Source organism: Sedimentitalea todarodis (assembly GCF_032595355.1).
In the GTDB taxonomy this organism is placed as follows: domain Bacteria; phylum Pseudomonadota; class Alphaproteobacteria; order Rhodobacterales; family Rhodobacteraceae; genus Sedimentitalea; species Sedimentitalea todarodis.
The window spans coordinates 351,334-376,269 of record NZ_JASMWN010000001.1 but is presented as its reverse complement, the minus strand read 5'-3'; the positions used below and the strand labels follow the sequence as shown (position 1 = coordinate 376,269).

The 24,936-nt window shown below is 62.3% G+C and carries 23 protein-coding genes; 5 read left to right on the top strand and 18 right to left on the bottom strand.

What is annotated here, in order from left to right; genetic code table 11:
• Positions 1–4: 4 nt before the first annotated feature.
• Both QO231_RS01795 and QO231_RS01790 read left to right on the top strand, forming a co-directional pair.
• The gene (locus QO231_RS01795) at positions 5–1,027 is read left to right on the top strand and encodes a phosphotransferase enzyme family protein (RefSeq protein WP_316772604.1); all 1,023 of its coding nucleotides are present in this window, start codon (positions 5–7) and stop codon (positions 1,025–1,027) included.
• The gene (locus tag QO231_RS01790) at positions 1,024–1,731 is read left to right on the top strand and encodes a cysteine hydrolase family protein (protein WP_316772601.1); all 708 of its coding nucleotides are present in this window, start codon (positions 1,024–1,026) and stop codon (positions 1,729–1,731) included. The genes QO231_RS01795 and QO231_RS01790 overlap by 4 nt, the downstream gene beginning before the upstream one ends.
• 65 nt (positions 1,732–1,796) lie before the next feature.
• On the opposite strand, the gene QO231_RS01785 is transcribed toward QO231_RS01790, so the two are convergent.
• Complete coding sequence (locus QO231_RS01785) at positions 1,797–2,138, bottom strand: hypothetical protein (RefSeq protein WP_316772598.1); 342 nt, start codon at positions 2,136–2,138, stop codon at positions 1,797–1,799.
• A 160-nt stretch (positions 2,139–2,298) separates the two neighbouring features.
• Between QO231_RS01785 and QO231_RS01780 the strand changes: the two genes are divergently transcribed.
• Together QO231_RS01780 and QO231_RS01775 are read left to right on the top strand one after the other, a co-directional pair.
• Complete coding sequence (locus tag QO231_RS01780; protein WP_316772596.1) at positions 2,299–4,089, top strand: aminopeptidase P family protein; 1,791 nt, start codon at positions 2,299–2,301, stop codon at positions 4,087–4,089.
• Between the two features lie 64 nt (positions 4,090–4,153).
• A complete protein-coding gene (locus tag QO231_RS01775; protein ID WP_316772594.1) occupies positions 4,154–4,498 on the top strand; it encodes a DUF427 domain-containing protein in 345 nt (114 codons plus the stop codon).
• A gap of 75 nt (positions 4,499–4,573) precedes the next feature.
• Here the strand turns inward: QO231_RS01775 and QO231_RS01770 are convergent, their stop codons facing one another.
• From QO231_RS01770 to ftsW, 15 genes are all read right to left on the bottom strand, one after another.
• A complete protein-coding gene (locus tag QO231_RS01770) occupies positions 4,574–5,107 on the bottom strand; it encodes a VPLPA-CTERM sorting domain-containing protein (RefSeq protein WP_316772591.1) in 534 nt (177 codons plus the stop codon).
• 124 nt (positions 5,108–5,231) lie between these two features.
• On the bottom strand, positions 5,232–6,920 hold the full coding sequence (locus tag QO231_RS01765; protein WP_316772589.1) for a chloride channel protein: 1,689 nt from the start codon (positions 6,918–6,920) through the stop codon (positions 5,232–5,234).
• Between the two features lie 127 nt (positions 6,921–7,047).
• A complete protein-coding gene (locus QO231_RS01760) occupies positions 7,048–7,320 on the bottom strand; it encodes a hypothetical protein (protein WP_316772588.1) in 273 nt (90 codons plus the stop codon).
• 120 nt (positions 7,321–7,440) lie between these two features.
• On the bottom strand, positions 7,441–9,090 hold the full coding sequence (recN, locus tag QO231_RS01755) for a DNA repair protein RecN (RefSeq protein WP_316772587.1): 1,650 nt from the start codon (positions 9,088–9,090) through the stop codon (positions 7,441–7,443).
• 140 nt (positions 9,091–9,230) lie between these two features.
• A complete protein-coding gene (locus tag QO231_RS01750) occupies positions 9,231–10,076 on the bottom strand; it encodes an outer membrane protein assembly factor BamD (RefSeq protein WP_316772584.1) in 846 nt (281 codons plus the stop codon).
• A gap of 128 nt (positions 10,077–10,204) precedes the next feature.
• Positions 10,205–11,125, bottom strand: coding sequence for a UDP-3-O-acyl-N-acetylglucosamine deacetylase (gene lpxC, locus QO231_RS01745; RefSeq protein ID WP_316772581.1), 921 nt, complete (start codon positions 11,123–11,125; stop codon positions 10,205–10,207).
• 210 nt (positions 11,126–11,335) lie between these two features.
• Positions 11,336–12,976 carry a cell division protein FtsZ gene (ftsZ, locus tag QO231_RS01740; protein WP_316772577.1) on the bottom strand — a complete coding sequence of 547 codons (1,641 nt, stop codon included), beginning with the start codon at positions 12,974–12,976 and terminating at the stop codon, positions 11,336–11,338.
• Between the two features lie 173 nt (positions 12,977–13,149).
• A complete protein-coding gene (ftsA, locus tag QO231_RS01735) occupies positions 13,150–14,484 on the bottom strand; it encodes a cell division protein FtsA (protein WP_316772574.1) in 1,335 nt (444 codons plus the stop codon).
• Positions 14,485–14,487: 3 nt separating this feature from the next.
• On the bottom strand, positions 14,488–15,360 hold the full coding sequence (locus tag QO231_RS01730; RefSeq protein WP_316772571.1) for a cell division protein FtsQ/DivIB: 873 nt from the start codon (positions 15,358–15,360) through the stop codon (positions 14,488–14,490).
• On the bottom strand, positions 15,348–16,226 hold the full coding sequence (locus QO231_RS01725; RefSeq protein WP_316772569.1) for a D-alanine--D-alanine ligase: 879 nt from the start codon (positions 16,224–16,226) through the stop codon (positions 15,348–15,350). The genes QO231_RS01730 and QO231_RS01725 overlap by 13 nt, the downstream gene beginning before the upstream one ends.
• A 144-nt stretch (positions 16,227–16,370) precedes the next feature.
• Positions 16,371–17,303, bottom strand: a complete 933-nt coding sequence (gene murB / locus QO231_RS01720) for a UDP-N-acetylmuramate dehydrogenase (protein WP_316773066.1) — start codon at positions 17,301–17,303, stop codon at positions 16,371–16,373.
• On the bottom strand, positions 17,296–17,559 hold the full coding sequence (locus QO231_RS01715; protein ID WP_316772568.1) for a DUF2484 family protein: 264 nt from the start codon (positions 17,557–17,559) through the stop codon (positions 17,296–17,298). The genes murB and QO231_RS01715 overlap by 8 nt, the downstream gene beginning before the upstream one ends.
• Before the next feature lie 152 nt (positions 17,560–17,711).
• Positions 17,712–19,109 (bottom strand): UDP-N-acetylmuramate--L-alanine ligase, encoded by a 1,398-nt coding sequence (gene murC / locus QO231_RS01710; RefSeq protein ID WP_316773063.1) that lies wholly within the window; start codon positions 19,107–19,109, stop codon positions 17,712–17,714.
• A gap of 25 nt (positions 19,110–19,134) precedes the next feature.
• Entirely contained in the window at positions 19,135–20,229 is a 1,095-nt protein-coding gene (locus tag QO231_RS01705; protein WP_316772567.1) for a UDP-N-acetylglucosamine--N-acetylmuramyl-(pentapeptide) pyrophosphoryl-undecaprenol N-acetylglucosamine transferase, read from the bottom strand.
• On the bottom strand, positions 20,226–21,392 hold the full coding sequence (ftsW, locus tag QO231_RS01700; RefSeq protein ID WP_316772565.1) for a putative lipid II flippase FtsW: 1,167 nt from the start codon (positions 21,390–21,392) through the stop codon (positions 20,226–20,228). Before ftsW ends, QO231_RS01705 begins: the two co-directional genes overlap by 4 nt.
• Positions 21,393–21,519: 127 nt before the next feature.
• On the opposite strand from ftsW, the gene QO231_RS01695 reads away from it, so the two are divergent.
• Positions 21,520–22,701, top strand: a complete 1,182-nt coding sequence (locus tag QO231_RS01695; protein ID WP_316772563.1) for a BaiN/RdsA family NAD(P)/FAD-dependent oxidoreductase — start codon at positions 21,520–21,522, stop codon at positions 22,699–22,701.
• Positions 22,702–22,782: 81 nt separating this feature from the next.
• On the opposite strand, the gene murD is transcribed toward QO231_RS01695, so the two are convergent.
• A complete protein-coding gene (gene murD / locus QO231_RS01690; RefSeq protein ID WP_316772560.1) occupies positions 22,783–24,183 on the bottom strand; it encodes a UDP-N-acetylmuramoyl-L-alanine--D-glutamate ligase in 1,401 nt (466 codons plus the stop codon).
• On the bottom strand, positions 24,180–24,755 hold the full coding sequence (locus tag QO231_RS01685) for a DedA family protein (protein ID WP_316772557.1): 576 nt from the start codon (positions 24,753–24,755) through the stop codon (positions 24,180–24,182). The genes murD and QO231_RS01685 overlap by 4 nt, the downstream gene beginning before the upstream one ends.
• Between the last annotated feature and the right edge of the window lie 181 nt (positions 24,756–24,936).

Below are 24,936 nucleotides of genomic sequence, written 5' to 3'. Positions count from 1 at the left end.
GATCATGGCCGGAACAGACATGCCGCTGGAGGAGTTGCTGGGATATCTGGGGGTGCTGGCGAACCAGTCGCTGTCCCTGTGGGACGTTCCCGAGGGCGCCACGGCGCGCCTGATCAACGTGTCGGAAAACGCGACCTATCTGGTCGAGGCGCCGGGCGGGTACAAATCCGTGCTGCGGGTGCACCGGGAGCAGTATCATTCCCACCGTGCCATCGAATGCGAGCTTGCCTGGCTTGAAGCGCTGGATGCCGACAAGGTCGTGACCACGCCCGGCTACTATGTCGGCAGGAATGGCGATCCGATCCAGCAGGGCCGCGTCGAGGGCCTGAGCAATCCGCGTTACATGGTGCTGTTTCATTTCGTCGAGGGCGAGGCCCCGGATGAAAGCGGCGACATGAGCGCTGGATACGAGGAACTGGGCGCTATCGCCGCGCGCTGCCACGAGCATGTGCTGCGCTGGCAAAAGCCGGAGGGATTCGAGCGGCTTACCTGGGATGTGGACGCGGTATTTGGGGCCACGCCGACCTGGGGCAACTGGCGCGACGCGCCGGAGGTGGATGACAGCGTCAGGCCCACGCTGGAGAAGGTGGAGGCGACGATCCGCGCGCGTCTTGACGCCTTCGGCAAGGCCCCGGACCGGTTCAACCTGATCCATGCCGATATGCGGCTGGCCAATCTGCTGATCGACGACAATGGCACCCGTCTGATCGACTTTGATGACTGCGGCTGGGGCTGGTTTCTCTATGATTTCGCCGCGGCCATAAGCTTTATCGAAGATGATCCGCGCATCCCCGATCTCAAGGCCGCCTGGGTGCGGGGCTATCGCTCGGTTCGCGCCATGAGCCCCGAGGAAGAGGCCGAGATCGACACCTTCATGATGCTGCGCCGGATGGCCCTTCTGGCGTGGATTGGCAGCCATATTGAAGCACCGGAACCGCAGGAACTGGCCCCCGGATTTGCCGCCACCACTGCACGGATCGGCCAAGACTGGATGGACAGGATCGGCGCAGGACAGGACAGAGCATGAGCAATTGGAAAACCGCCTTTCGCAGTTTCTACTATGAAACCGCCGACAATCCAGAAAACATCGTCCTGTCGCGTAGTCACACCGCACTGTTGGTGATCGATATTCAGAACACCTATCTGGAACCGGACAGCGACCCCAGGGAGGCCGCGCGCTGGCAACCTTTTTATGACCGGATGAATACGATCGTCATCCCCAACAACGCCAGGCTTCTGGAATGGGCGCGCGGCGAAGGGATCGAGGTCATGTTTGCCCGCATCGCCTGCCAGACCCAAGATGGCCGCGACCGGTCCCTCAGCCAGAAGAAACCAGGATTCAACTACCTGCTGTTGCCCAAGGATGGAGACGACAGCCAGATCGTACCGCAATTGTCGCCACAGGGCGATGAGATCGTTGTGACCAAAACCACCGACAGTGCGCTAACGGGCACCAATCTGAGGCTCATTCTGCGCAACATCGGGATCACCGACATCATTGTTTCAGGTATCTTCACCGACCAATGTGTGAGTTCCACGGTCCGGTCTCTCGCCGACGAGAGCTTTGGCGTGGTCGTTGTTCATGACGCCTGTGCGGCAGCAACGGATGAATTGCACGAAAAGGAACTTGAGATCATCAACATGATCTACTGCCACGTTGTTGGCATGGATGAACTGCCCGGGCTCTTGGCCCCCCAGTCCAGCGCTTGGCCAACAGATCCGGGGTCCTGATACGCAGGCGCGACCAGAGGCGGATCTGATTGCTTCAGGGCCGTGGAAGGGATGTCCGCAGATTTCTAATATTTCTTGTATCTGGCGCTGTAGCAGGCGCTGTTCAGCCCCGTCACATCGCGCATGGAATCAAGCTCGGTTCCATCGCCGTTGAAGGTGAATTCCCAGTAGGTCAAACCGATGAAGTTGCCGGACCTGTTATAGGCATTGGTGGTGGCGCACATGGTCTTGCTGCCGTTGCGGCGGGGAACCGCACGGGAGAGCTCCAACCCTCTGACCCGGTTTGCCGACCCGGCCTCTTCCGCAAGCGCATCGGCTGCGAGATCCGGCATTTCAACCTGTTCCTCGGTGCCTTCAGCCAGCGCCGCTGCCGGCAAGAGTAACAGGATGGAGATCAGGCTCTTCATCAGGCGTGGTCCTCTTGGTATCCAGGAGTAACGTAGCGCCGCTGCCCGCGGTTTCGCAAGCCGTGCGTGTTGCATCGGGCAGATATCCATTGGACGGGCTGGACATTTTCTCCTCACCCGCTCAGGTTTCGCCGCAGCGCAAGAAGCAGATAGGCCGCACATGTTTCAGAGTTTTGAAGTGACTGCCCGGCCCGAACAGGGCCCGCCGCGACTGGCCCGGTTGCGCGAGGAGATGAAGGCCGAAGGGCTCGACGGCTTTCTGGTGCCGCGCGCGGATGCGCATCAGGGGGAGTATGTGGCCGACCATGATGCGCGGCTGTCCTGGCTGACGGGCTTTACAGGGTCCGCCGGCTTCTGCGCCGCGCTGCGTGATGCTGCGGGGGTGTTCGTCGACGGGCGTTACCGCACACAGGTCAAGGCGCAGGTGGCCAGGGATTTTACGCCCGTGCCATGGCCCGATGTGCGTCTGCCTGAATGGTTGATCGAACAGTTGCCGGACGGCGGGCGGGTCGGCTTTGATCCATGGTTGCATACGGCGGCAGAAATCGAACGCTGGTCGCAGGTTCTTGATGGAACCAGGATTGTCATGGTGCAATCGGACAATCTCGTGGACCGCGTTTGGACGGAGCAGCCGGCACCGCCGCTGCAGCCGGTCAAAGCGCACCCGCTGGAATTTGCCGGCGAAACGGCGACCAAAAAATGCGCGCGGCTGGCAGAGGCGTTGCGCAAGGCGGGGCACCGTGCGGCGGTGATCACCCTGCCCGACTCGATCATGTGGCTCCTGAACATTCGCGGCTCTGACATTGCACGCAACCCGGTGGCGCATGGATTCGCGGTCCTGCATGACGACGGGCGGGTTGATCTGTTCATGGAGGCGGCCAAGTTGGGCGCTGTGCGCGACCTTCTGGATGATACGGTGACGATCTGTCCGCCCGACGGTTTTCTGACGGCTCTGGCGGCGCTGAATGCGCCAGTGCGGATCGAGAAATCAACCGTGCCACAGAAACTTGCCGATGTGCTTGGTGCGGCGGCTGTGTATGGCGATGACCCCTGTGTACTTCCCAAGGCACGCAAGAACCGGGCCGAGATCGAAGGCAGCGCGGCGGCGCATCTGCGAGACGGCGCCGCGATGGTTGAACTGCTCGCCTGGCTGGATGAACAGTCCTCTGGACGCCTGACCGAGATCGCGGTTGTCAAGCAGTTGGAGGAAAACCGGCGCAAGGACAAGGCGTTGCAGGATATCAGCTTTGATACCATTTCCGGCACCGGCCCCAACGGCGCGATCATGCATTACCGGGTCAGCGAAGAAACCGACAGCGTGCTGCAGGACGGGCAATTGCTGGTGCTTGACAGCGGCGGTCAGTATCTCGACGGCACCACCGACATTACCCGTACGATTGCGATTGGGTCGCCGGGGTCAGACGAATGCGCGGCCTTTACCCGCGTACTTCAGGGCATGATCGCGATCTCGCGCCTGCGCTGGCCCAAGGGGCTGGCGGGGCGCGATATCGAAGCCATCGGGCGGATGCCGCTTTGGCTGGCAGGGCAGGATTTCAACCACGGGCTGGGCCATGGGGTCGGTGCCTATCTGAGCGTTCACGAAGGGCCACAGCGGCTGAGCCGGATGAGCGCCGTGCCTCTGGAAGCCGGAATGATCTTGTCAAATGAGCCGGGATATTACCGCGAGGGAGCCTTTGGCATCCGCATCGAGAACCTGTTGGTTGTTCAGCCTGCCCCGGCACTGCCCGGCGGAGACGCCGAACGCGAAATGCAGTGCTGGCAAACGCTGACCTATGTCCCGATTGACCGGCGGCTAATCGTGACCGAGATGTTGTCGCAGGACGAGCGGGCATGGCTGAATGCCTACCACGCCGAGGTGCGGGAAAAAATCGCACCTCGGGTAGGCAAGTCTGCCCGGATGTGGTTGGATGCGGCAACCGCCCCGCTCTGATGCCGCGGCGTGTCTTATCGCGCGGGTCCGGCGGGCCTGACGCACTGTTTCAAAGGGAATCGAGATGGCAGATCACATTCGCATACGCAGGAAACCGGGGACCTGGACAGTGCGATCGGGCGGTGCGGTGTTGGGCGAAACGACCAACGCGCTCGAGTTGAGCGAAGGCGACCTGGCGCCGGTGATCTATTTCCCCCGCACCGATATCGCGATGGCGTTTCTGGACCGAACCGACAAGACCACACATTGCCCGCACAAGGGTGATGCGAATTATTACTCGATCGTCAACAAATCATCGGTCGATGAAAATGCCGTGTGGACCTATGAAAACCCGCTGGATGCGGTCGCGGAGATCAAGGACCATCTCGCATTCTACACAGGTGACTCGATCAAGGTCGAACAGCTCTGATTTACGCAACAGCCCAAACTTGAATAACCGGGGCGCCTGGCCCCGGTTTTCTTGTTTCAGTAATCGTTCCGAATTCTATTTGCGCTTCATGAAGGCGAGGCCGCCAAGGGCACTGGCCATCAGAAAAATGCCTGCCGGTAGCGGCACCGGCGAAGGTGGCACGTTCTCAATGAGTGTTCCGTTCATGACACCGATCGACTGGCCGTAGATAGTCGCCGACGAAATGTCGAACACATCATCCACGAACCGGAAGGTCAGAAACAGGCGATCAACTGCACCGGGAACCGCGACTTCAGGTGTCAGGCCCGAGCTGACATTGCTGATCGCGAAATTGAACGGGTTGCTGAAGGTCCGCGAGCCGATGTCCGCCGCGCCAAGCGTGGTTCCGAAATCGAGCTGCATCGTTGCGCCGGAGAGGAACAGACCCTCGCCGCCACAGCGACCACAATTATAGCCAAACCTGTCGAAACTGGTGACACCCGTTGTTGAAAAATCAAATTCAAATGCAACCACATTCCGTGCATCGACGGTTGCAGCACTTGCAGGGGACACAAGACTGGCTACGAAAACAAAAACGACCGCAGCCAGCCCTGAAAGTTTGAACGTCATGCGAGTAACTCCGCGTACTGGTAACTTCACTGGCTCCTGTTTCGCCCGGGTAGATGGTCAAATGACGACCCAATTACGTCAACTTTCAGACAATTGTCCGTATCGCGAAAAAATCTGGCTTGGATCAGGAATGTTCCTCGGCAGCGGTTGCCGCCAGCGCGCGGTTGTACGCCTTAAGCGCGTCGATATAGAACAAGGCGCCCACAAGCCTTGGTTTGGTGTCGTCGCCTTCCAGAACCACCACGGGCAGGAAACCGTCCTCTCCGCGTTCCAGCATGGGCATGGCAGATTCAAGCGTGCTGGACGGCGTAACACAGACGCCATCGGCAATCAGCACGGCACAGCGTTCGGGATCGGCCGCACGCTTGTGTTCGGGCGGGCGCATCACGGCCCCTGTGCGCAACAGCGACAACACATAGGCCTGCGGCCCCGCCGCGAGCGCGATGCCACGGCGCTGCAACTGGGTGAGAAAGAACGACCGGTCCACGATCCGCGAAGCCAGTGCGGTCGAGAGGCTGATAGACACCATCACGGCAATGCCGATCTGCCAGTCGCCGGTCAGTTCGAACACGATCAGTGTCGTCGAGATCGGCGCGCCCAGCACCGCAGCGGCCACTGCTCCCATGCCGGCAAAGGCATAGAGCGCGTGCGTTCCCGAAACTTCGGGAAGCACATCGGTCGCGATGATGCCAAAGGCCAGACCGGTCAGTGCCCCGATCATCAGCGACGGAGAGAACACCCCGCCGCCCATGCGCCCGCCTATGGTGATCGCAACAGCGGCAACCTTGACGACAGTGAACAGGATGGCGGTGACCAACACCAGTTCGCCAGACAAGGCAATCCGCGTGGTTTCATAGCCGACGCCGATGATATGCGGAAACCAGATCGCGATACCACCAAGCATCGCCCCGGCGATGGCCGGGCGGATCCATCCGGGAAAACCGATGCGCCGTTGCAGATGGTCGCCCATGTTCTCGGTCCAGAAGATGCCGCGCATCAGCACGGCAGCGACGACGCCGCAGATCAGACCAAGCAGCAGGAAGGCCGGCAGTTCCACATAGAATTGCAGGGCACCCGGTGTGATCAGGTTGAATTCGGCCACATCTCCGAGATGCAGCCGGTTGATGACGGTCCCCGCAACGCTGGCGATGGCGATCGGGGCAAAGGAGTGTACGGCGAAATGGCGCAGCACGACTTCGAGGGCAAAGATCGCCCCGGCAATCGGCGCGTTGAAACTGGCCGAGACAGCCGCCGCCACTGCACATCCCAAAAGGTCGCGCCCGGTGATGCCATCGGCGTGAATGCGGTTGCTGACCCAGGTGGAAATCACACCTGCCATATGCACGACCGGACCTTCGCGGCCAGACGAGCCGCCGGAACTGAGCGTGATGAGAGAGGCCGCAAGCGATGCCAGCCCGGCGCGGATTTCCACGCGGCCATCCCGCACGGCGGCGCCTTCGATCACGTCGGCCACCGCACGCACACGTCCATCAGGCGTAAACCGGTTGAGGATTAGACCAACGACCAGCCCGCCGGCGATCGGAATGGCAAGGATCCAGTACCAGGGCAGTTGCTCGGCGTGGCTGTGCAAGAGCCGGACATCATCAGTGCCGTAAAGGGCAGCCTGCAACGCAGCGATCCCAAGCCGAAAGCCGAGCGCCGCGAACCCGGCAGCGATACCGATGATCAGCGCGATGAACCAGAACTGGATCTGACTCGGCCCGCGCCGGCGGATCACCCGCAAGCCGTTGCGCAGCGCGCGCAACGCGTTGGCCATCTGCTGGGCGAGGATCGAGCGGGTGGAGTCGGCCATCTGTACCTCGAGGGTGACTGCCCGACCTGTCTAGCGCAGATTTTCCGGAAGCTGAATTGTGTTTTCCAATCTGCGCGCCAACATCGCATTGATCTTGCTGCAGTTCTGCTGTCTGGACCTGCCCGGATCAGAAGCAGGGGTCGAGCTTGTCGCCGCGACAGGCCCGGTCCGGCACCACGAACCCCACCGGCGCGTTTCGACTGACCGGGTCTGGGGAAAAGAACGGCGCGTTGCGCTCGCCGCCCTCGTTTTCGCTTGGGGAGTCGGGAGGGGACGACGCAGGCGGATCCGGTTCGGGGTCCGGCGGAGCCGTTACCGCGAAACTCGGGTTTGCAGTCAGCGTCAGGATAGCAAGTCCCAAGGCAGGGAGAGCCCAGCGGGCCTGGAATGATGGTTTCACAAGAACACCTATTAACAAAAAAACAACCTATCTAAACAAGCTAGGTCCCATGGACGGCAAGGGCGGGGCGAAATCGCGGCGATTTCTGCGACAGGCGCGAGTCCGGCGCGGAGCGGGCCGCTATGGGTTGAGCAGTGCACGCGCGGCTGCACGAGCCTCGTCCGTAACGGTATCTCCCGCGAGCATGCGGGCAATTTCGTCGATGCGGTCCGTGTCTGACAGCGGCACCACGCGAGACAGCGTCGCGCCGTTTGTGACCTGCTTCTCGACGCGCCAATGATGCGTCCCGCGCGCTGCGACCTGCGGCGAATGGGTGACAACCAGAACCTGCCCGTTCCGCGCAAGATCGGCCAGCCGTCGTCCGACCGCATCCGCAGTGGCACCCCCGACACCCCGGTCGATTTCGTCAAAGATCATCGTCAATCCGCTGTCAGGCCCGGTCAGACACACCTTGAGCGCCAGCAGAAACCGGCTGAGTTCGCCGCCCGACGCAATCTTGTTCAACGCACCTGCTGGGGCGCCGGGGTTGGTCGCAACGGTAAAGGTCGCGGTGTCATGTCCATCCGGGCCGGGATCCGCTGCGCCAAGGATCGTGCGGAATTCGGCACGCTCCATCCGCAACGGTGCGAGTTCCGCCATCACCGCAGCGTCAAGCCGCACCGCCGCCGCGGCACGCCTGTCGCTGAGCATGGTGGCAGCGGCCTCATAAGCGGCCTGAGCCGCGCAGAGATCTGCCTCTTGCTGGGCGAGGTCCGCGTCTCCGGCATCAAGCGTCGTCAGACGATCGCGCAGCGCAACTCCGACATCTGGCAGATTGTCAGGGGCGCAATCATGCTTTCGGGCGAGCGCCCGAATGGCAAACAGCCGCTCTTCAGTGTTTTCCAATTCGTGCTCATCAAAGTCGAGCGCATCAAGGCTGGCCCCGACCCCGGCCTGGGCCTCTCCGAGTTCGACCATCGCCCGGTTCAGCGCGGAGAGCGGCGCGTCCAGCGTTCCATCGGCGTTCCCGGCAACACCGTCAAGCCAGCGCAGCGCGTCTGCCATCGCCCCTTCGGCCCCATCGCCTCCCAGCAAGCCAAGCGCGCGGGCGACATCCTCGCGAATGCGCGCCGCCCCCTGCATCGTTCGGCGGCGCGCATCGAGTTCGGCGTCCTCCCCGGCTTGCGGATCAAGCGCCTCAAATTCGGCCACGGCATGGCGCAGGAATTCTTCCTCTTCGCGGATCGCATCCAGCGCCGCTCGGGTCGCCTCAACCCGCTTTTGCGCCCGCGTATAGGCGCCCCATGTCGCACGGGTTTCGCCACGCACCTGCTCAAGCCCACCAAATGTGTCGAGCATGGCGCGGTGGCCGCGCGGATCCAGCAGGCCGCGATCATCATGCTGCCCGTGCAGTTCAACCAGTGTATCCGAAAGCGCGCGCAGCACGTCGCCCGAGCAACGACGGTCGTTGACCCAGGCCGTCTTGCGCCCGTCAGGTCGGTTGATGCGGCGAAGTATCAATTCGTCGCCACCGGGCAGGCCCGCTTCTTCAAGCACCGCATGGGCCGCATGCCCGGCGGGCAGATCGAACACGGCGACAACCTCGCCCTGTTCCGCGCCCTGCCGCACCAATTCCGCACGCCCCCGCCAGCCGAGAACAAAGCCAAGCGAATCCAAAAGGATAGACTTGCCAGCCCCGGTTTCTCCGGTCATCACGTTGAGACCGGGTTGGAAGGCGAGTTCCAGCCGGTCAATGATGAGCATGTCGCGAATATCAAGCGCGCGCAGCATCCGAACCATTCCACATGAGAGGCACCGCCCGGTTTTGGTACGGGCATATTGTCAACATTGGATCACGTTGGGCGGCATGCCGCGATTAGCACCAATGCAAACCCCGATGGACATTGCATAGGCCGCGATCCGGAAACACTCTAGAGCCACTGGCCCTTGACCGACTGGCGATAGATCTGGCTGAGCCAGTTGTTGCCACGGCTCTTCATCTTGAGACCACGGCTGGTCAGCAGTTTATAGGCATCGTCGTACCACTCCGAAGAGCGGTAGTTGTACCCCAGAATCGCGCCGGCGGTCTGTGCCTCGTCCAGCAGACCAAGCGACAGATAGGCCTCGATGGCGCGGAAAAGGGCCTCGGCGGTGTGGCTTGTGGTCTGGAAATCCTCGATCACAACCCGGAATCGGTTGATGGCGGCAGTGTAATGGCTGCGCCGCAGGTAATAGCGACCGATTTCCATTTCCTTACCTGCGAGATGGTTAAACGCGAGATCGAATTTCAGAATCGCCGTAGTGGCGTATTCGCTGTCCGGGTAGACCTCGATCACGGTGCGCAGGGCCTGCAGCGCCTGAAAGGTCAGACCCTGATCGCGACCGACTTCGTCGATCTGATCATAATAGCTGAGGGCAAGCAGATACTGGGCATAGGCGGCATCTTCGTCCGTCGGATAAAAGTCGATATAGCGCTGCGCTGCCGCGCGGCTGTTGGGGTAATCCTTGCCCTGATGGTAGGAAAACGCCTGCATGATCAGGGCCCGTTTCGCCCATGAGGAATAGGGGTACAGCCGCTCGATCTCGGAAAAATACCAGGCGGCATCATCGGTGCGCGCGCGCGCCAAATCGAACTCGCCCCGTTCAAAGATCTGCTCGGGTGTGTACCCTTCCAGCGACTCGGTCCGGTCGGTCCGTCCACTGCCACCGCAGGAGGCGAGAAACGCCACGATAAGAACGGTGCCGATGACCTTGGCCCTGAACTTGCCACCCAACATGCTAGATTACCCTTGTCGCCTGATCCGGGGTGTAGCCCCGATTGCGGAAGGGTCTAGCACAATATTTTCGCGTGCAAAACGCCTTAAAGCCATGAGAGCGAGATCGTGTCGGTGGAGCTGCTTCGGAGTCAGGCGACTTGCGGGATTTCTGCCCAGACAAGCCCCTGCCCTGGCAGACGTGCAGCCTCTTCGCCTTCACAAACAACCATCCGAACCGCGCCGGGCGTGTCAAACAAGGCACGCAAAAGCGTGTTGGTCAGCGCGTGACCGGCGCGTTCCCCGATATACCGGCCGAGAATCGGGCCGCCCGCCAGTGCCAGATCACCCAAAGCATCAAGCATCTTGTGGCGCACCGCTTCGTCGGCGTGGCGGAAGCCACCCGGGCTGAGCACGTCTTCGCCATCGACGACAACCGCGTTTTCAAGGGTTCCGCCAAGCGCGAGACCTTTTTCGTGCATCGCGTCCACATCGGCCTGACGGCAAAACGTGCGGCTGTCACACAGTTCGCGCGCAAAAGCCCCGTTGCGCATATCAAGGACCTTGCTCTGGCGACCGATGGCTTCGTCGGCGAAATCAATGTGAAACTCGATCTCGAATCCATCCGCAGGCAAGAGCGTGGCGCGGGCGCCGTCCTTTTCAACGGTGACAGGTTTCAGAATTTCCAGAGCCACGACAGGCGCACCTTGCAGCTGCACGCCACGGGCCATGATGCCACGCACGAAAGGTGCGGACGAGCCATCCAGAATCGGAACTTCGGGGCCATCGATATCGATCAGCGCGTTGTTGACGCCACAGCCCGAAAGGGCCGCCATCACATGTTCCACTGTCGAAACCGACACGCCGGCCTCGTTCACAAGGCGGGTGCAAAGCGGGCTGCGTTCCACACGGTCCCAGAGGGCCGGGATCACAGCATTGCCAAGCTCGATATCTGTGCGGCGAAAACGGATGCCAAAACCCGCCTGCGCCGGGCGCAGCACCATACGGGCGGGCGCACCAGAGTGCAGACCGACACCATCAAACGTCACCGGGGCTTTGAGCGTATTTTGCAAGACAGGCCTCTAACCGTTTCTCCAACCACGTCCGGGTTGGCGTAGCTTCAGTTAAGCGGCCGCTGTTTGTCACTCAACTCAATCTTTGCAACCGAATGAAACATGCATGTAACATATCGGCAGAACCCCGCCGCATGTCTCGTAAGTACCTGTTAGTAAAATAGAAAAGGCCGCCCAAAGGCGGCCCGTTCGGTGTCTTTTGTGACGTGATCAATTGGCCTGGCGCCGCAAAAAGGCCGGAACTTCTATCCGGTCCTGATCATGGTCAGGTTCGTCATGATAGGGTTCCGTAGCGTCACGCTGGTGCATCGGTGGCTGCTGGCGCGCCGTTTGCGCACCGCGATCGGCTGGCGTGTCTGCCGCATGGCCCGTCATGCGATTGATCAGAGAATTGACGCTGAACCGTGGCTTGTCACCCGTGTCGACCGGGGCCGGCGCGGCGGCAGGTCGGCGCGATTGTACGGCTGTCGCGCGTTGTGCGCCGTTCGGCACGTTTTGCACCGCTTTTTGCAGACGCGCCAGTGCTTCGGGTGACGGGGTTCCCGGTGCCGGAGCGCGGGGTGCAACAAATCTCTCGACCTCGGCCTGTTCGGCGCGCGGCTCGAATGCGGCGACGCGCGGCTCATAGGCAGGTGGTGGCAGGCCGTCATCCTGTTCGCGGGTCTCGGCGGCTGCCGGATAGAACTCTTCGGGTTCTTCATCGCCTACAGCTTCGATCGGCTCGATATTTTCAAACAGCATGCGCTCCTGGGCTGCGTTGCTTGCGGTCGCGGCGACCGGCATCTCTTCGTACTGTGACTCAGGCTGTTCTTCTTCGACGCTGACGCTGGTGCGCAGCGGCGCTGACATCGAGCGACGCGGAACCGGAACTTCGGTATTCACTTCGCCCGCGTCGATGCCGGTGGCAACCACGCTGACGCGCATCAGGCCTTCCATGGCGGTGTCCAGAGTGGAGCCGACAATGATATTCGCCTCGGGATCGACCTCTTCGCGGATCCGGTTCGCCGCCTCGTCCAGTTCGAACAGGGTCAGATCGTGGCTGCCGGTGATGTTGATCAGAACACCCTTGGCGCCTCGGAGGCTGATTTCGTCCAGAAGCGGGTTTGCGATGGCCTTTTCGGCGGCCTGGATGGCACGATCTTCGCCCTCGGCCTCGCCCGTGCCCATCATCGCCTTGCCCATCTCGTCCATAACGGCCCGCACATCGGCAAAGTCGAGGTTGATCAGGCCAGGACGGACCATGAGGTCGGTCACGCCTTTGACGCCCTGATACAGCACGTCATCCGCCATCGAGAATGCTTCGGTAAAGGTGGTTTTTTCGTTCGCCAGCCGGAACAGGTTCTGGTTGGGAATGATGATCAGGGTGTCGACGACCTTTTGCAGACTTTCGACGCCGTCCTCGGCCTGGCGCATCCGCTTGCCGCCTTCGAACTGGAACGGCTTGGTCACGACGCCAACCGTCAGAACGCCGAGTTCACGTGCGGCCTGTGCGATGATCGGGGCGGCACCGGTGCCGGTGCCTCCGCCCATGCCCGCAGTGATAAAGCACATATGCGCGCCCGCAAGGTGATCAACGATCTGTTCGATACTTTCCTCGGCCGCCGCGGCCCCGACGCTGGCCCGTGCACCGGCGCCCAGCCCTTCGGTTACTTTGACGCCGAGTTGCACCCGGTTCTGCGAGGCACTTTGCTGGAGCGCCTGTGCGTCGGTGTTGGCCACAACGAACTCGACCCCGTCGAGCTGTTTTTCAATCATGTTGTTAACGGCGTTGCCGCCTGCCCCACCGACACCGAACACGGTAATCCGGGGTTTCAAGTCGTCCTGTCCGGGCATCGATAGATTCAATGTCATAAGAGTTCCGCCTGTTCTGCCGACCCACATTCGCGGGTGTTTTTTCGTCCAATTGTCACAACCTTAGCCGCCATATGGCCGGTCGTCACCACAAAAACGCAAAAACACCCCAAAATGTGGGTCTTCTCGCGCGTGTTTCCGCCCAATGTCGCCTGTTTGGCAATATCTAGCGGTCACCAGTTGTCCCGGAACCACTTTACCGCGCGCCGGAAGGAGCGCGCCGGATAGCGATCTACGGGAATTTCGAAATCCCACCATTCGTCCTGCGGGTGCGCCGCAAACAGGGCGAGCCCGACAGCGCTGGCAAATCCGGGGCCTGTAGCCGCCTGGGGCAGACCATGCACCCGCAAGGGACGGCCCAGGCGCACCTGTTGGCCCAGAATGCGGCTGGCCAGCCCGTCAAGGCCGGGGATCTGGCTGCCGCCGCCGGTCAGGACGATCTGCTGACTGGGAAGGTGTTCAAAACCCGCCGCATCCAGCCGCACGCGTACCTCTTCCAGGATCTCCTCGACACGCGGTCGCATGATACCGATCAGTTCGGCGCGGCTAACGGTGCGCCGGTCATGTTCATAGTCGCCGGTATCACCACCGATATCGATCATCTCGCGATCGTCCATGCCGGTTGCATGCACACCACCATAAAAGGTCTTGATCCGTTCGGCGTTGCCAGCCGGAATGCCAAGGCCCATCGAGATGTCGGCGGTGACATGATCGCCGCCCATACGCACACAATCGGCATAGATCATGTGCTTTTTCATAAAGATCGAGACGCCGGTCGATCCGCCACCCAGATCGACGCAGGCCGCGCCAAGCTCCTGCTCGTCTTCGACCAGCGCCGATATGCCGCTGGCATAGGCCGAACTGGCAATGCCGGCGAGCTCCAGGTCACACCGTTTGACGCAATGCACCAGGTTTTGAACGGCATCGGCGTCAACCGTCAGCATGTGCATGTCCGCCGACAGGGTCTGACCCAACTGGCCACGCGGGTCGATCAGGCCCGAGCGGTGATCAAGCGCAAAATTGACTGGCTGCGCGTGCAGCACCTCGCGCCCTGCCCCGTATTCCGGCACATCGCAGGCGGCGAGCACGCGGGCGACCTCGGCCTCGGTAACAACCTGGCCTTCGAGTTCCACCTGCGCATCGAGCCCATAGCTGCGCGGGCTGGCGCCCGAGAAACAGGCGATGACGTGATCGACGCGGATTTCAGCCATCTTCTGGGCCGCCTGCAACGCGGTGCGAATGGCGCGTTCGGTTTCCTGCATCGCGGTGATTTCGCCGAACTGGACCCCGCGCGCCCGCGTCGTTGCCGCTCCGACAACGCGAAAGGCCGATTGCCCGGCCAGAGACCCGATCGAGTTGTCCTCGCTCAATTGATCCGCCCCATCAAAGCGCAGCACAAGGCAGGCGGTCTTGGAACTGCCCACATCGAGAATGGCGATCACGCCACGCTGCAGCGCCTGTCGCCGCATTTGCCGCATTGCTCGCTGTGTGTGATAAAAATCTGCCATTGGTTACTGCCCGCTTCCGTTGATTTCCCGAATGCGCCACCAGTTCTCGACGGCGTCCGATGTCATTCTGAGGGTCGGTCGCGCCGCAAGCCGCAGATCGACCACGGCGACATCGCGTTCCAGCATGTCCTGCGCCTCGCTCAACGCGATCACCCGTTCCAGCGCCCGCACCGGGCGATCAGGCGGCAGCAGGATGCGCTGGTTGCGGTCCAACACCACGTCCCAGCGACGTTCGCCCACCCGGACCAACCCGCGCAGCCGGTCGCCCAGTGGCGCTGCTGCCTGGATCAGCGCCAGCGCTTCGGGAACAACGGCATCAGCGCCGTCGCCAGCGATCACGGCCAGTTCAGGACGTTCCAGACGGCTGGCGATCACATCGATATGCGCGCCCGTCCGGTCGAGCAGTTCGATCCCGTCGCGAGTCCGCCAGATAATCGCAGGTTTGCGCGCGATCACATCGACCTGAAGCACCCCACCGGGGCGAATACGCACGCTTGCGCTCTTGACCGGGTCAAGCTCGGCGATATCCATGCGGATCTGTTCGAGTTTCAGATCAAACGAACTGACCGGAAAATCAAGCGGCACCGCCTCGCGGATATCGTCGGACAGGCCGGGCGACGCTCCGTCGATCGCCATCAGCCCGACCATGAACTCCGGCCGCTCCTCGATGCTGGCGCGCAATTCGCTGATCTTGAGCATCATTGCGTCGCGGCGGCCCTGATCAGACAGAAGCCCACCGGTGGCCCCGACGACGATCATCAGGGGAATGCCAATGCGCAAGGCGGTGCGAATGCCCGGCGTCAGCATCCAGCGCTGCATCCGGTAGCGCAGGCGCGAGGGGGCGGGATCGCGAGGCGCAGGAGCTACCGGTTGCATGATGCGTCCTCGACCAACCAGCGACACAACGGACCAAAGCCGATCCCCGTTTTCTCGGCCTGTTCCGGGCTGAGCGACGTTGGTGTCATGCCCGGCTGCGTGTTGGTCTCCAGCAGGATCAGCCCGTCCACGCCGCATTTCTCGTCCCAACGGAAGTCGGTACGGCTGAGTCCCCTGCAGCCAAGTGCCTCATGCGCACGCAGGGCGTAGGTCATGCAGAGATCGAAAATATCGGCGGGGATGTCGGCGGGCACCACGTGGCGCGAGCCGCCGGGCTTGTACTTGGCGTCGTAGTCGTACCAGCCGTCGGTCAGGATATCGGTCACGGTCAGGGCCTTGTCACCCATCACTGTTGTGGTCAGTTCGCGCCCCGGCGCAAACGCTTCCACCATGACCTGCCCAGGCATGTCATCCGACAGCTGCGGCGGGCCGTTGGCCACCTCGTGCACAAGGTAGACGCCGACAGAAGAGCCTTCATTGTTGGGTTTGACGACGTAGGGGGGGGGCATCACATGACGCGCGCGCGCCTCTTCGCGCGCGCAGATCAGGCTCTCGACCACGGGCAATCCGACGGCGCGAAAGACATCCTTGCTGCGTTGCTTGTCCATCGCCAGCGCCGAGGCCAGCACGCCTGAATGGGTATAGGGCAGCCCCAGCCATTCCAGCAGCCCCTGCACACAGCCATCTTCGCCCCAGCGACCGTGCAGAGCATTGAATACGACGTCCGGAGAAATCTCGCGCAGGCGATCACACAGGTCCGGACCCGCGTCCAGTTCTGTCACTTCAAATCCTTCGTCCCGCAGAGCGGTTGCGCATTCGCGCCCGGTGGACAGCGATACCTCGCGTTCAGCCGAGGGTCCGCCCATCAATACCGCAACTGTTCGGGGTGTCCTGCTCGACTGACCCACGACTAGCGCCTCAAATTCCCGTACCTTTTGCGGCCGGTGTTTCTCATTTTACCCGTTTATCTCGCACCCGGATTTTTGCCTGTTCGGGTGTGTTCGGGGTCTTTATGTATCTGCAGGATCTCCGACCCGCATGATTTCCCACTCTAGCGTGATACCGCTCGAATCGTAAACCTTTTTTCGCACGTCTTCGCCCAATCCCTCGAGATCCGCCGCTGTCGCGCCGCCGGAATTGATCAGAAAATTCGGGTGCTTCCCGCTCATCTGCGCGCCGCCGCGCCGCGCGCCGCGCAATCCTGCATCGTCGATGACTTTCCAGGCCTTGAGATCGTGCACATCATCGGACTGCCCGGTGCTGGAATAGCCAGCCGGGTTGCGAAAGGTCGATCCCGCGCTACGGTCCTTGGTCGGCTGCGTCTCGTCTCGCTTTCTCACCTGTTCCGCCATGCGCGCGTGCAGGTCCGCAGGGTCTCCATGGGCGGCCCGAAAGGTTGCATCGATCAGCACCGCACCCTCGGGCAGGTCGGTCTGACGATAGCGCGGTTTGAGGTCTTCGGGGGTCAGTGTGGCGATTGTTCCGTCGCGCAGGACCGCGCGGGCCGAGATCAGATGATCGGCGGTGTAGCTGCCATAGCAGCCCGCGTTCATCCGCACGGCGCCACCGATGCTGCCGGGGATGGTGCGCAGGAATGTCAGGTCGAGTCCGGCGTCCGCCGCCTTGCGCGCTACATGCGCATCCAGCGCCGCCGCCCCTGCCGTAACCCTCGTGCCGTCGATCTCGATGCCATTGAACCCGCGCCCCAGCCGGATCACCACGGCGCGAATGCCCCCGTCGCGCACGATGAGGTTTGATCCGACCCCCATCGGGAACACCGGAACGTCAGGATCGAGCCATGCAAGAAAACCGGCAAGATCGCTCAAGTCCGCAGGCTGAAACAGCCAGTCCGCCGGTCCGCCGACCCGCAGCCAGGTGAGGTCGGAAAGTTCACGGTCGGCGGTCAGCCGCCCGCGCACGCTGGCATAGGACAGATCAACCATGATCACGCAATGTCGCTGATTTTCGCCGTGCCCAGCGAGTCATGTATATCACCGGCCAGCGCAGCACAGACATGCCCGCCACCAGCACCGCCAAACCGACCCAGGGGCCGGTCTCATAGGTGACATAGCCGAGAATCGGGATACCGCAGGCAATCAGGGCGTAGGCCCTGCGCCAATGGTGATCACGGCTTGGCAGCAGCGCCAGAACATTTGCGATCAGCGCCCATAGGGCGGCAAGGATCAGGGACAGTGGCATATTCAGATCCTCAGTGTCATCACCGATTGCCGCCCCGGGCCTGCGGCCAGTCCTTCGACAGAAAACTGGGTTGCTATTGCAATCCCCGCTTCCAAAATGCAATCCCGCTTTGGCCAAAACTCCACTCTCCGCAGGTCTGTTTTCAGCCACGGCTACCCTTGCAGGCGATCCGGCAAGTTGTTTGCCCAAGCGCTGATTGTACCGGCACCGAGACAGACCACCATGTCGCCCGGCCGCGCCTGTTCGCGAACCATCCGAACCAGATCGTCCTCGTCGATCAGCGCACGGGCGTGACGATGGCCGTGGCGAATGAGCCCGGCCACCAGATCGTCGCGGCTGGCACCCTCGATCGGATCTTCACCGGCGGCAAAGACCTCGGCGATGGCCACAACATCAGCGTCGTTGAAACAGGCACAGAAATCGTCGAACAGATCATGCAGGCGGCTGTAGCGGTGCGGCTGGTGCACGGCGATCACGCGACCCTCGGTCGCCTGACGCGCAGCCTTGAGCACGGCGGTGATTTCCACCGGGTGGTGGCCGTAGTCGTCGATGATTGTGACACCATCGACTTCACCCACCTTGGTAAAGCGCCGATTGACGCCGCCAAATGCGGCCAGCGCATCGCGGATTTCATCGGTCTTCATGCCCAGATGGCGGGCAACCGCGACTGCCGACAGCGCGTTTGACACGTTGTGATCGCCCGGCATCGGCAAGGTACAGCCCTCGATCACCTTGTCCTCGGCTTGCAGTTGAATGTCGAAATGGGCGACACCGGCCTTGTAGGTCAGGTTCGCGGCACGCACATCGGCCTGCGCGTTGAACCCGTAGGTCACGACTCGACGGTCGGTGATCCGGCCGACCAGTGCCTGCACTTCGGGATGGTCGGTACAGCACACGGCGACGCCGTAGAACGGAATATTGGAGACGAATTCGTGGAACCCGTCGCGCAGCCTGTCAAAATCGCCCCAGTGTTCCATATGTTCCGGGTCGATATTGGTGACGATGGCGATGGTTGCAGGCAGCCGGTTAAAGGTCCCGTCGGATTCGTCCGCCTCGACGACCATCCATTCCCCCTGCCCCATGCGGGCATTGGAGCCATAGGCGTGGATGATGCCGCCATTGATCACTGTCGGATCAAAATGCCCGGCCACCATCAGTTCGGCCATCATTGTGGTGGTTGTCGTCTTGCCGTGGGTTCCGGCCACCGCGATGTTGGATTTCAGGCGCATCAGTTCGGCCAGCATCTCGGCCCGGCGCACGACAGGCAATCCGCGCTGGCGCGCCTCGTCCAGTTCGGCGTTGCCCGGCTTGATCGCAGAGGAGATCACAACCACCTCGGCCTCGCCCAGATTTTCCGCGTTCTGGCCAATGCTGACCTCGGCACCGAGGTGCGCCAGACGGTCGGTGATTTTGGAGGCCTTGAGATCGGACCCCTGCACCCGGTAACCGTGGTTCAGAAGAACCTCGGCAATGCCCGACATGCCGATGCCGCCGATGCCGACAAAGTGAATCGGCCCGATATCGAGAGGGAGTTTGGTGGCTGCGTTCATAACCGGGCTTCCATCCATCATGGGTCTAATCCGTCCTTTGTGCCAATTCAGTCACGAGCGCAACAAGACGCTCTGTCGCGTTCGGTGCGCCCACGGACATCGCCGCCGCGCTCATGCGCTGTGCCGCGACGGGGTTCTCCAGAATCGCCGCCATTTGCTCTGACAGGCTGGCAACCGCGAGAGCCCGTTCCGGGATCAGGATCGCGGCACCTGCCTCGACCAGCCCGCGCGCGTTGGCGGTCTGGTGGTCCCCGGCCGCGGCGGCGAAGGGGATCAGGATCGAGGGCCGTCCGATTACGGTGAGATCGGCGATTGAGGACGCCCCGGCACGGCTGATGACCAGCTGCGCCTCGCTCATCCGGCGGGGTACATCCTGAAAGAAAGGCTGCACATCGGCGTCGATGCCGTTGGCTGCATAGCGCGCGGTGACGCGATCGATATCTTCGGGGCGGGCCTGATGGCTGACACGCAGGTGTTTGCGGATCGGCTCTGGCAGGGCGACGATGGCGTCAGGCACCATATCCGAAAGGATACGCGCGCCCTGGCTGCCCCCCATCACCAGAAGCGACATGGGATAGTCGCCCGGTGGGATATAGGAGGCCCCGGCCCTGTCCAGCACGGCGGCCCGCACCGGGTTGCCCACGTGGATGCCCTCGGCCCCCTTGGGCAGGTCAGTGGGCCAGACGCCGCACCCGACACAGGCGACGCGGGTCGAGAACAACTGGTTGACGCGACCCAGAACACCGTTCTGTTCGTGGATCATGCGGGGCAGCTTCAACAGGACGGCCGCACCGAGTGCCGGGATCGTCGGATAGCCGCCAAAGCCGATCACGACATCCGGTCGGTCGCGGCGCATCTGCAACATCGCGCCCATCACGCCCGACGCGATCCGGGGCGCGACCATGGCCTTGGCCGCAAGACCGCCGCGCGCGAATGTGGCACTGGTCACTTCGGTAATCTCGGTCGAATGGGGAAAGCCGCCCGTATATCGCGCGCCGCGCGCATCGGTGGACAGCCTGACCCGCCAACCCCGCTCAAGCATCGCTTCGGCCAGCGCCTGCGCGGGAAACATGTGGCCACCCGTACCGCCCGCCGCCATCATCAAGAGCGGCTGGCTCATCTGCCGCGCCCTCGCAGCAGGTCGGCAATTTCGCCCTGTGGCCGGGTTCGGGTAAAGGCCAGCAGCATTCCAACCGCGATGCCGCCGGCGATCAGCGACGAGCCACCATAGCTGACAAAGGGCAGCGTCATGCCCTTGGCCGGCAACAGCCGCACGGCCACGCCCATGTTGATCATCGCCTGCACACCAAAGACACAGGCAAGCCCGGTTCCAGCCAGCCGGATGAACGGATCACGTTCCCGCATCAGGCGAAGCAAGGAACGCACCACGATGCTGGCGTAGAGCGCGATGATGATCAGAACCAACACCAGTCCGTATTCCTCTGCCGCAACGGCGACGATGAAATCCGTATGGGCGTCAGGCAGCGACCATTTCACCTGTCCCTCGCCAACACCGACCCCGAACAGCCCGCCCTCGCGGATTGCATTCGTCGCATAGCCAAGTTGCGTTGTCGGATCCACGTCCGGGTTCAGAAAGCCATCGATACGGCGGGCGAAATGTTCGGACTTGGAATAGGCCAGGGTGCCGCCCAGAATGACCAGCCCCGCCATTCCGACCAACAGGATCATGGGGGCACCCGCCACGAAATACATCACCCCCCAGCCGAACAGAACCAGGCAGGCCTGTCCGAAGTCAGGTTGCAGGGCCAGCATCAGAACGATGGCCACGCAGAGCGAAAACGACCATGCCGTGCCCGGTGGCCCGTTGATCTGCTGGCTGGCGGCCAGCATCCAGGCACCGACAACGATGAAGCCGGGCTTGAGAAATTCGGAGGGCTGAATACTGGCGAAACCGAGGCTGTACCAGCGCACCGCGCCCTTGCCGAAATCGGTTCCCAGGAACGGCAGCATGGCCAGGCCGACAAAGGCCGCAAGAAACCCCAGCACCGCCAGGCGCCGCACCAGGGTCGGTGACATCATCGAGGTCAGCAACATGGCAATCAGTGCCAGGATGCCAAACACCGCTTGCCGGGACACATAATGAAACGGCTCGAACCCGTTTCGCGCCGCCAATGGGGGCGAGGCCGCAAGCCCCAGCAACAGGCCGATCACAAACAGGATCAGCACGCAGGACATCGACCATTTGTCGATGGTCCGCCACCATTTTGGAAGAATAGGATCGCCGCCCCGCTCGGGGACCGCGCCATACACCATTTCGGTCATGGATTACCGCCGTTTCTGCCTCTGTCCGCCCCTTTTCGGGATCTCTGCGGCAAAGCTACAGCATAATCGGACGTCAGACCAGCCTCTTCCTCTTGCTTTTGGCGGCAATCCGCGCCAACCGGCAAGGATGGAGTTTGAAACCCTCATTCTGGGCGCCGGCGCCGCCGGTCTGATGTGTGCGGCGCATGCGGGACCGGGCGTTCTGCTCATTGATCATGCGCGCGCGCCGGGAGAGAAAATCCGCATTTCCGGAGGCGGGCGCTGCAATTTCACCAACCTCCATGCAGGGCCTGCCAATTTTATCTCCGCGAACGAACATTTCGCAAAATCCGCGCTGGCGCGGTACACCCAGTGGGATTTCATTGATCTCGTAGAACGCCATGGCATCGCATGGCACGAGAAAACGCTGGGACAGCTGTTTTGCGACGGTTCCGCCAAGCAGATCATCGCGATGCTGCTGACCGAGCTTGATCGTGCCGGGGCCACGCTCTGGCTGCACACCAGTATCAAAGACCTGCGCAAGACCGATGCAGGCTATACGGTCGAGTTGGATCGCGACGGTGCGCGGGAGGTTGTGCGGTGCCGCAATCTGGTGCTCGCCACGGGCGGCAAGTCCATTCCCAAAATGGGCGCAACCGGTCTGGCCTATGACATCGCGGCACAGTTTGACCTGCCGGTGGCGCAAACCCGTCCGGCGCTGGTGCCGCTGACATTTCCGGAGGGTCGATTTGCCGATCTTTCCGGGGTCTCGCTGCCGGTGCGCCTGTCCAATGACCGGGCCGGATTCGACGAGGCCATGCTGTTCACCCATCGTGGCATTTCCGGACCCGCAGTGTTGCAACTGTCGTCCTATTGGCGCGAGGGCGAAGAGATCGCCGTGAACCTGATCCCCGACGTCCCGCTGCTGGAAGCCTTGCGCGCGCGCCGCCAGAGTGACGGCCGTCGCCAACTCAACACGGAACTGTCCCGCCATCTTCCCGCACGGCTCGTGCATCATCTGTCGGCCAGACTGCCCCTGTCCGGGCGTCTCGGTGACCAGTCCGACAAGGCCCTGACCGCGCTCGTCGCCGCGCTGTCTGACTGGCATCTCACCCCGTCGGGCAGCGAAGGCTACCGCACCGCCGAAGTGACGCTGGGCGGAATCGACACCGCCGCCTTGTCTTCAAAGAGCATGCAGGCACACACGGTCGAGGGGCTCTATGCGATTGGCGAGGCGGTCGATGTCACGGGCTGGCTCGGCGGCTATAATTTCCAATGGGCCTGGTCGTCCGGATATGCCGCAGGCAAGGCCATTGCCTGCCGGTCCTGACCCCGCCCTTCATCTTTGCAGGAGTACTCCGGGGGCGAACGGTGAAAATCAGCGATTTTCACCGGAGGGGGCAGCGCCCCTTTACCCGGCCAGCCGAGCGCGGACTTCGGCAGTGAAATCCTCGCCTCGCTGTTCAAAATTGTCATATTGGTCAAAACTTGCGGCAGCCGGGGCCAAAAGGACCGTATCGCCCGGCTCTGCATCGGCCATCGCGCGCGCCACGGCCTCGGCCATGGTCGTGCAAATTTCGGTTTCCACGTCGAGTTGCATTGCAAAATTCGCCGCCTCGCGTCCGATGACATAGGCCTTGGCGACGGCATCACTGGCCGCGTTCAACTGCGCAAGCCCACCCTCTTTCTCAAGCCCGCCACAGATCCAGCGGATGCGGGAAAACGCGCTCAGCGCCTTGGCGGCGCTGTCCACATTGGTGGCCTTGCTGTCGTTCACATAGGTCACGCCTTCTGCAACCGCGATGATCTGGCTGCGATGAGGCAGGCCCGGATAGCTGCGCAGCGCCTGTTCGATCACCCGCGGCGCCAGCCCCAGGGCGCGGCAGGCGGCATAGGCCGCACAGGCATTCTGGTGATTATGCGCCCCGGGCAGCCCGGTGATCTGGCGCAGATCAATGGATCCGGCCTGACGCCCCTTGCGATACTCAGCGAGGAACCCCTTGCGGGCAAACACCTGCCAACCCGGACCGTCCAGTTTTTGCGAAACCGAGACCCGGATCACCCGGTCATCCGCAGCACCTTCCGAAAGCTGTCCGGCCAGAAACTGGCCCTCGATCTCATCGACGCCCACAATCGCGCGATCTGGTCCACCTTCGGCAAACAGGCGACGCTTGGCAGCGAAATAGCCGCCGATCCCGGCATGCCGGTCCAGATGATCGGGCGAAAGGTTGGTGAACACCGCGATGTCGGGTGTCAACGAGCGGGCCAGTTCGGTCTGGTAGCTGCTGAGTTCCAGCACCACCACCTCGCCATCGATAGCCGGATCAATGTCCAGCACGCCGCGCCCGATGTTGCCGGCCAATTGTGCCGGGCGACCAACGTCGGTCAGGATGTGATGGATCAGCGCGGCGGTGGTGGATTTGCCGTTCGATCCGGTCACCGCGATCACGCGCGGCGCGGTATCGAAATTGTCCCAGTCCCCCGTCGCAAAAGATCGGAAGAACAGCCCGATGTCATTGTCCACGGGCACACCGGCCCGCAGGGCCGCAGCCACGACCGGGTTGGGCGTCGGGTAGAGATGCGGAATGCCGGGGCTGACGATCAGCGCCGCCACCTCGTCAAACGCCCCGCCCTCTGTCAGATCGCGACAGGAGAAGCCTTCGGCCTCGGCCGTCGCCCGCGCCGCCGGGTTGTCGTCCCAGCAGACCGGATGCGCACCCCCGGCCTGCAAGGCCCGCGCGGCACTCAGACCCGAGCGCCCCAAGCCCAGAACCGCAACCTGTCGATCGGTCATACCCGTAACTGGGATCATCGAGGCTCTCCCTTGTGCCTGCTGCGCCATCGCAGCCCCAGCCAAATCACCAGGACTCCGCACAGAAAAATCGCCGCAGCAAGCCCGAGGTGCAAGTGCAAATCCAGATGCCCCAGAACCGACCGGATCGTCCCGCCCACGCCAAAGCCCAGACCGCAAAAGACCGAGGCCCAAAGCAGTGCCGCGGCGAGATCGAGCAGCACAAAACGCAGCCAGGAAACGGGAGTCATACCGATCAGGATCGCGCCGACGGTCTTCATGCCGTAGATAAATCGGAACCCGAGGATTGTCGTGACCGGATGTCCTTCTATCCGTGCCCGCAGGGCAGAGACGGACCTGCGCGACAGCTGTTTCTGAACAAACACCCGGTGCCCGGCATGCCGCCCGACAAGGAACATCACATTGTCGATCAGCATCGCACCAAGGGCCGCCGCGAGCACAACACCGAAAAAAGGCAAGATCTCGCGATGCGCCAACACCCCGCCAAGAAAGGCAACGGTATCGCCCTCGGCCACGGTTCCGACAACAATCCCCGGCAGCCCGAGATCCTGTATCAGCCTTTCAAGCGACAAGATGCACCCCCCGGCCTGTCATGACGGATCGCCGGGAAACGGTCGGGGTTGTCCTGCCCGCAATTGTGATCGGATGCTCCGTCCTCTCATTCAGGGCGAGGCGGTGCGCCAACTCGATCGCATCCGCTTCGTGGGCTTCACTGTCCGGGAACTGCGGCGCTGCCAGTGGTTCGGCCACGAG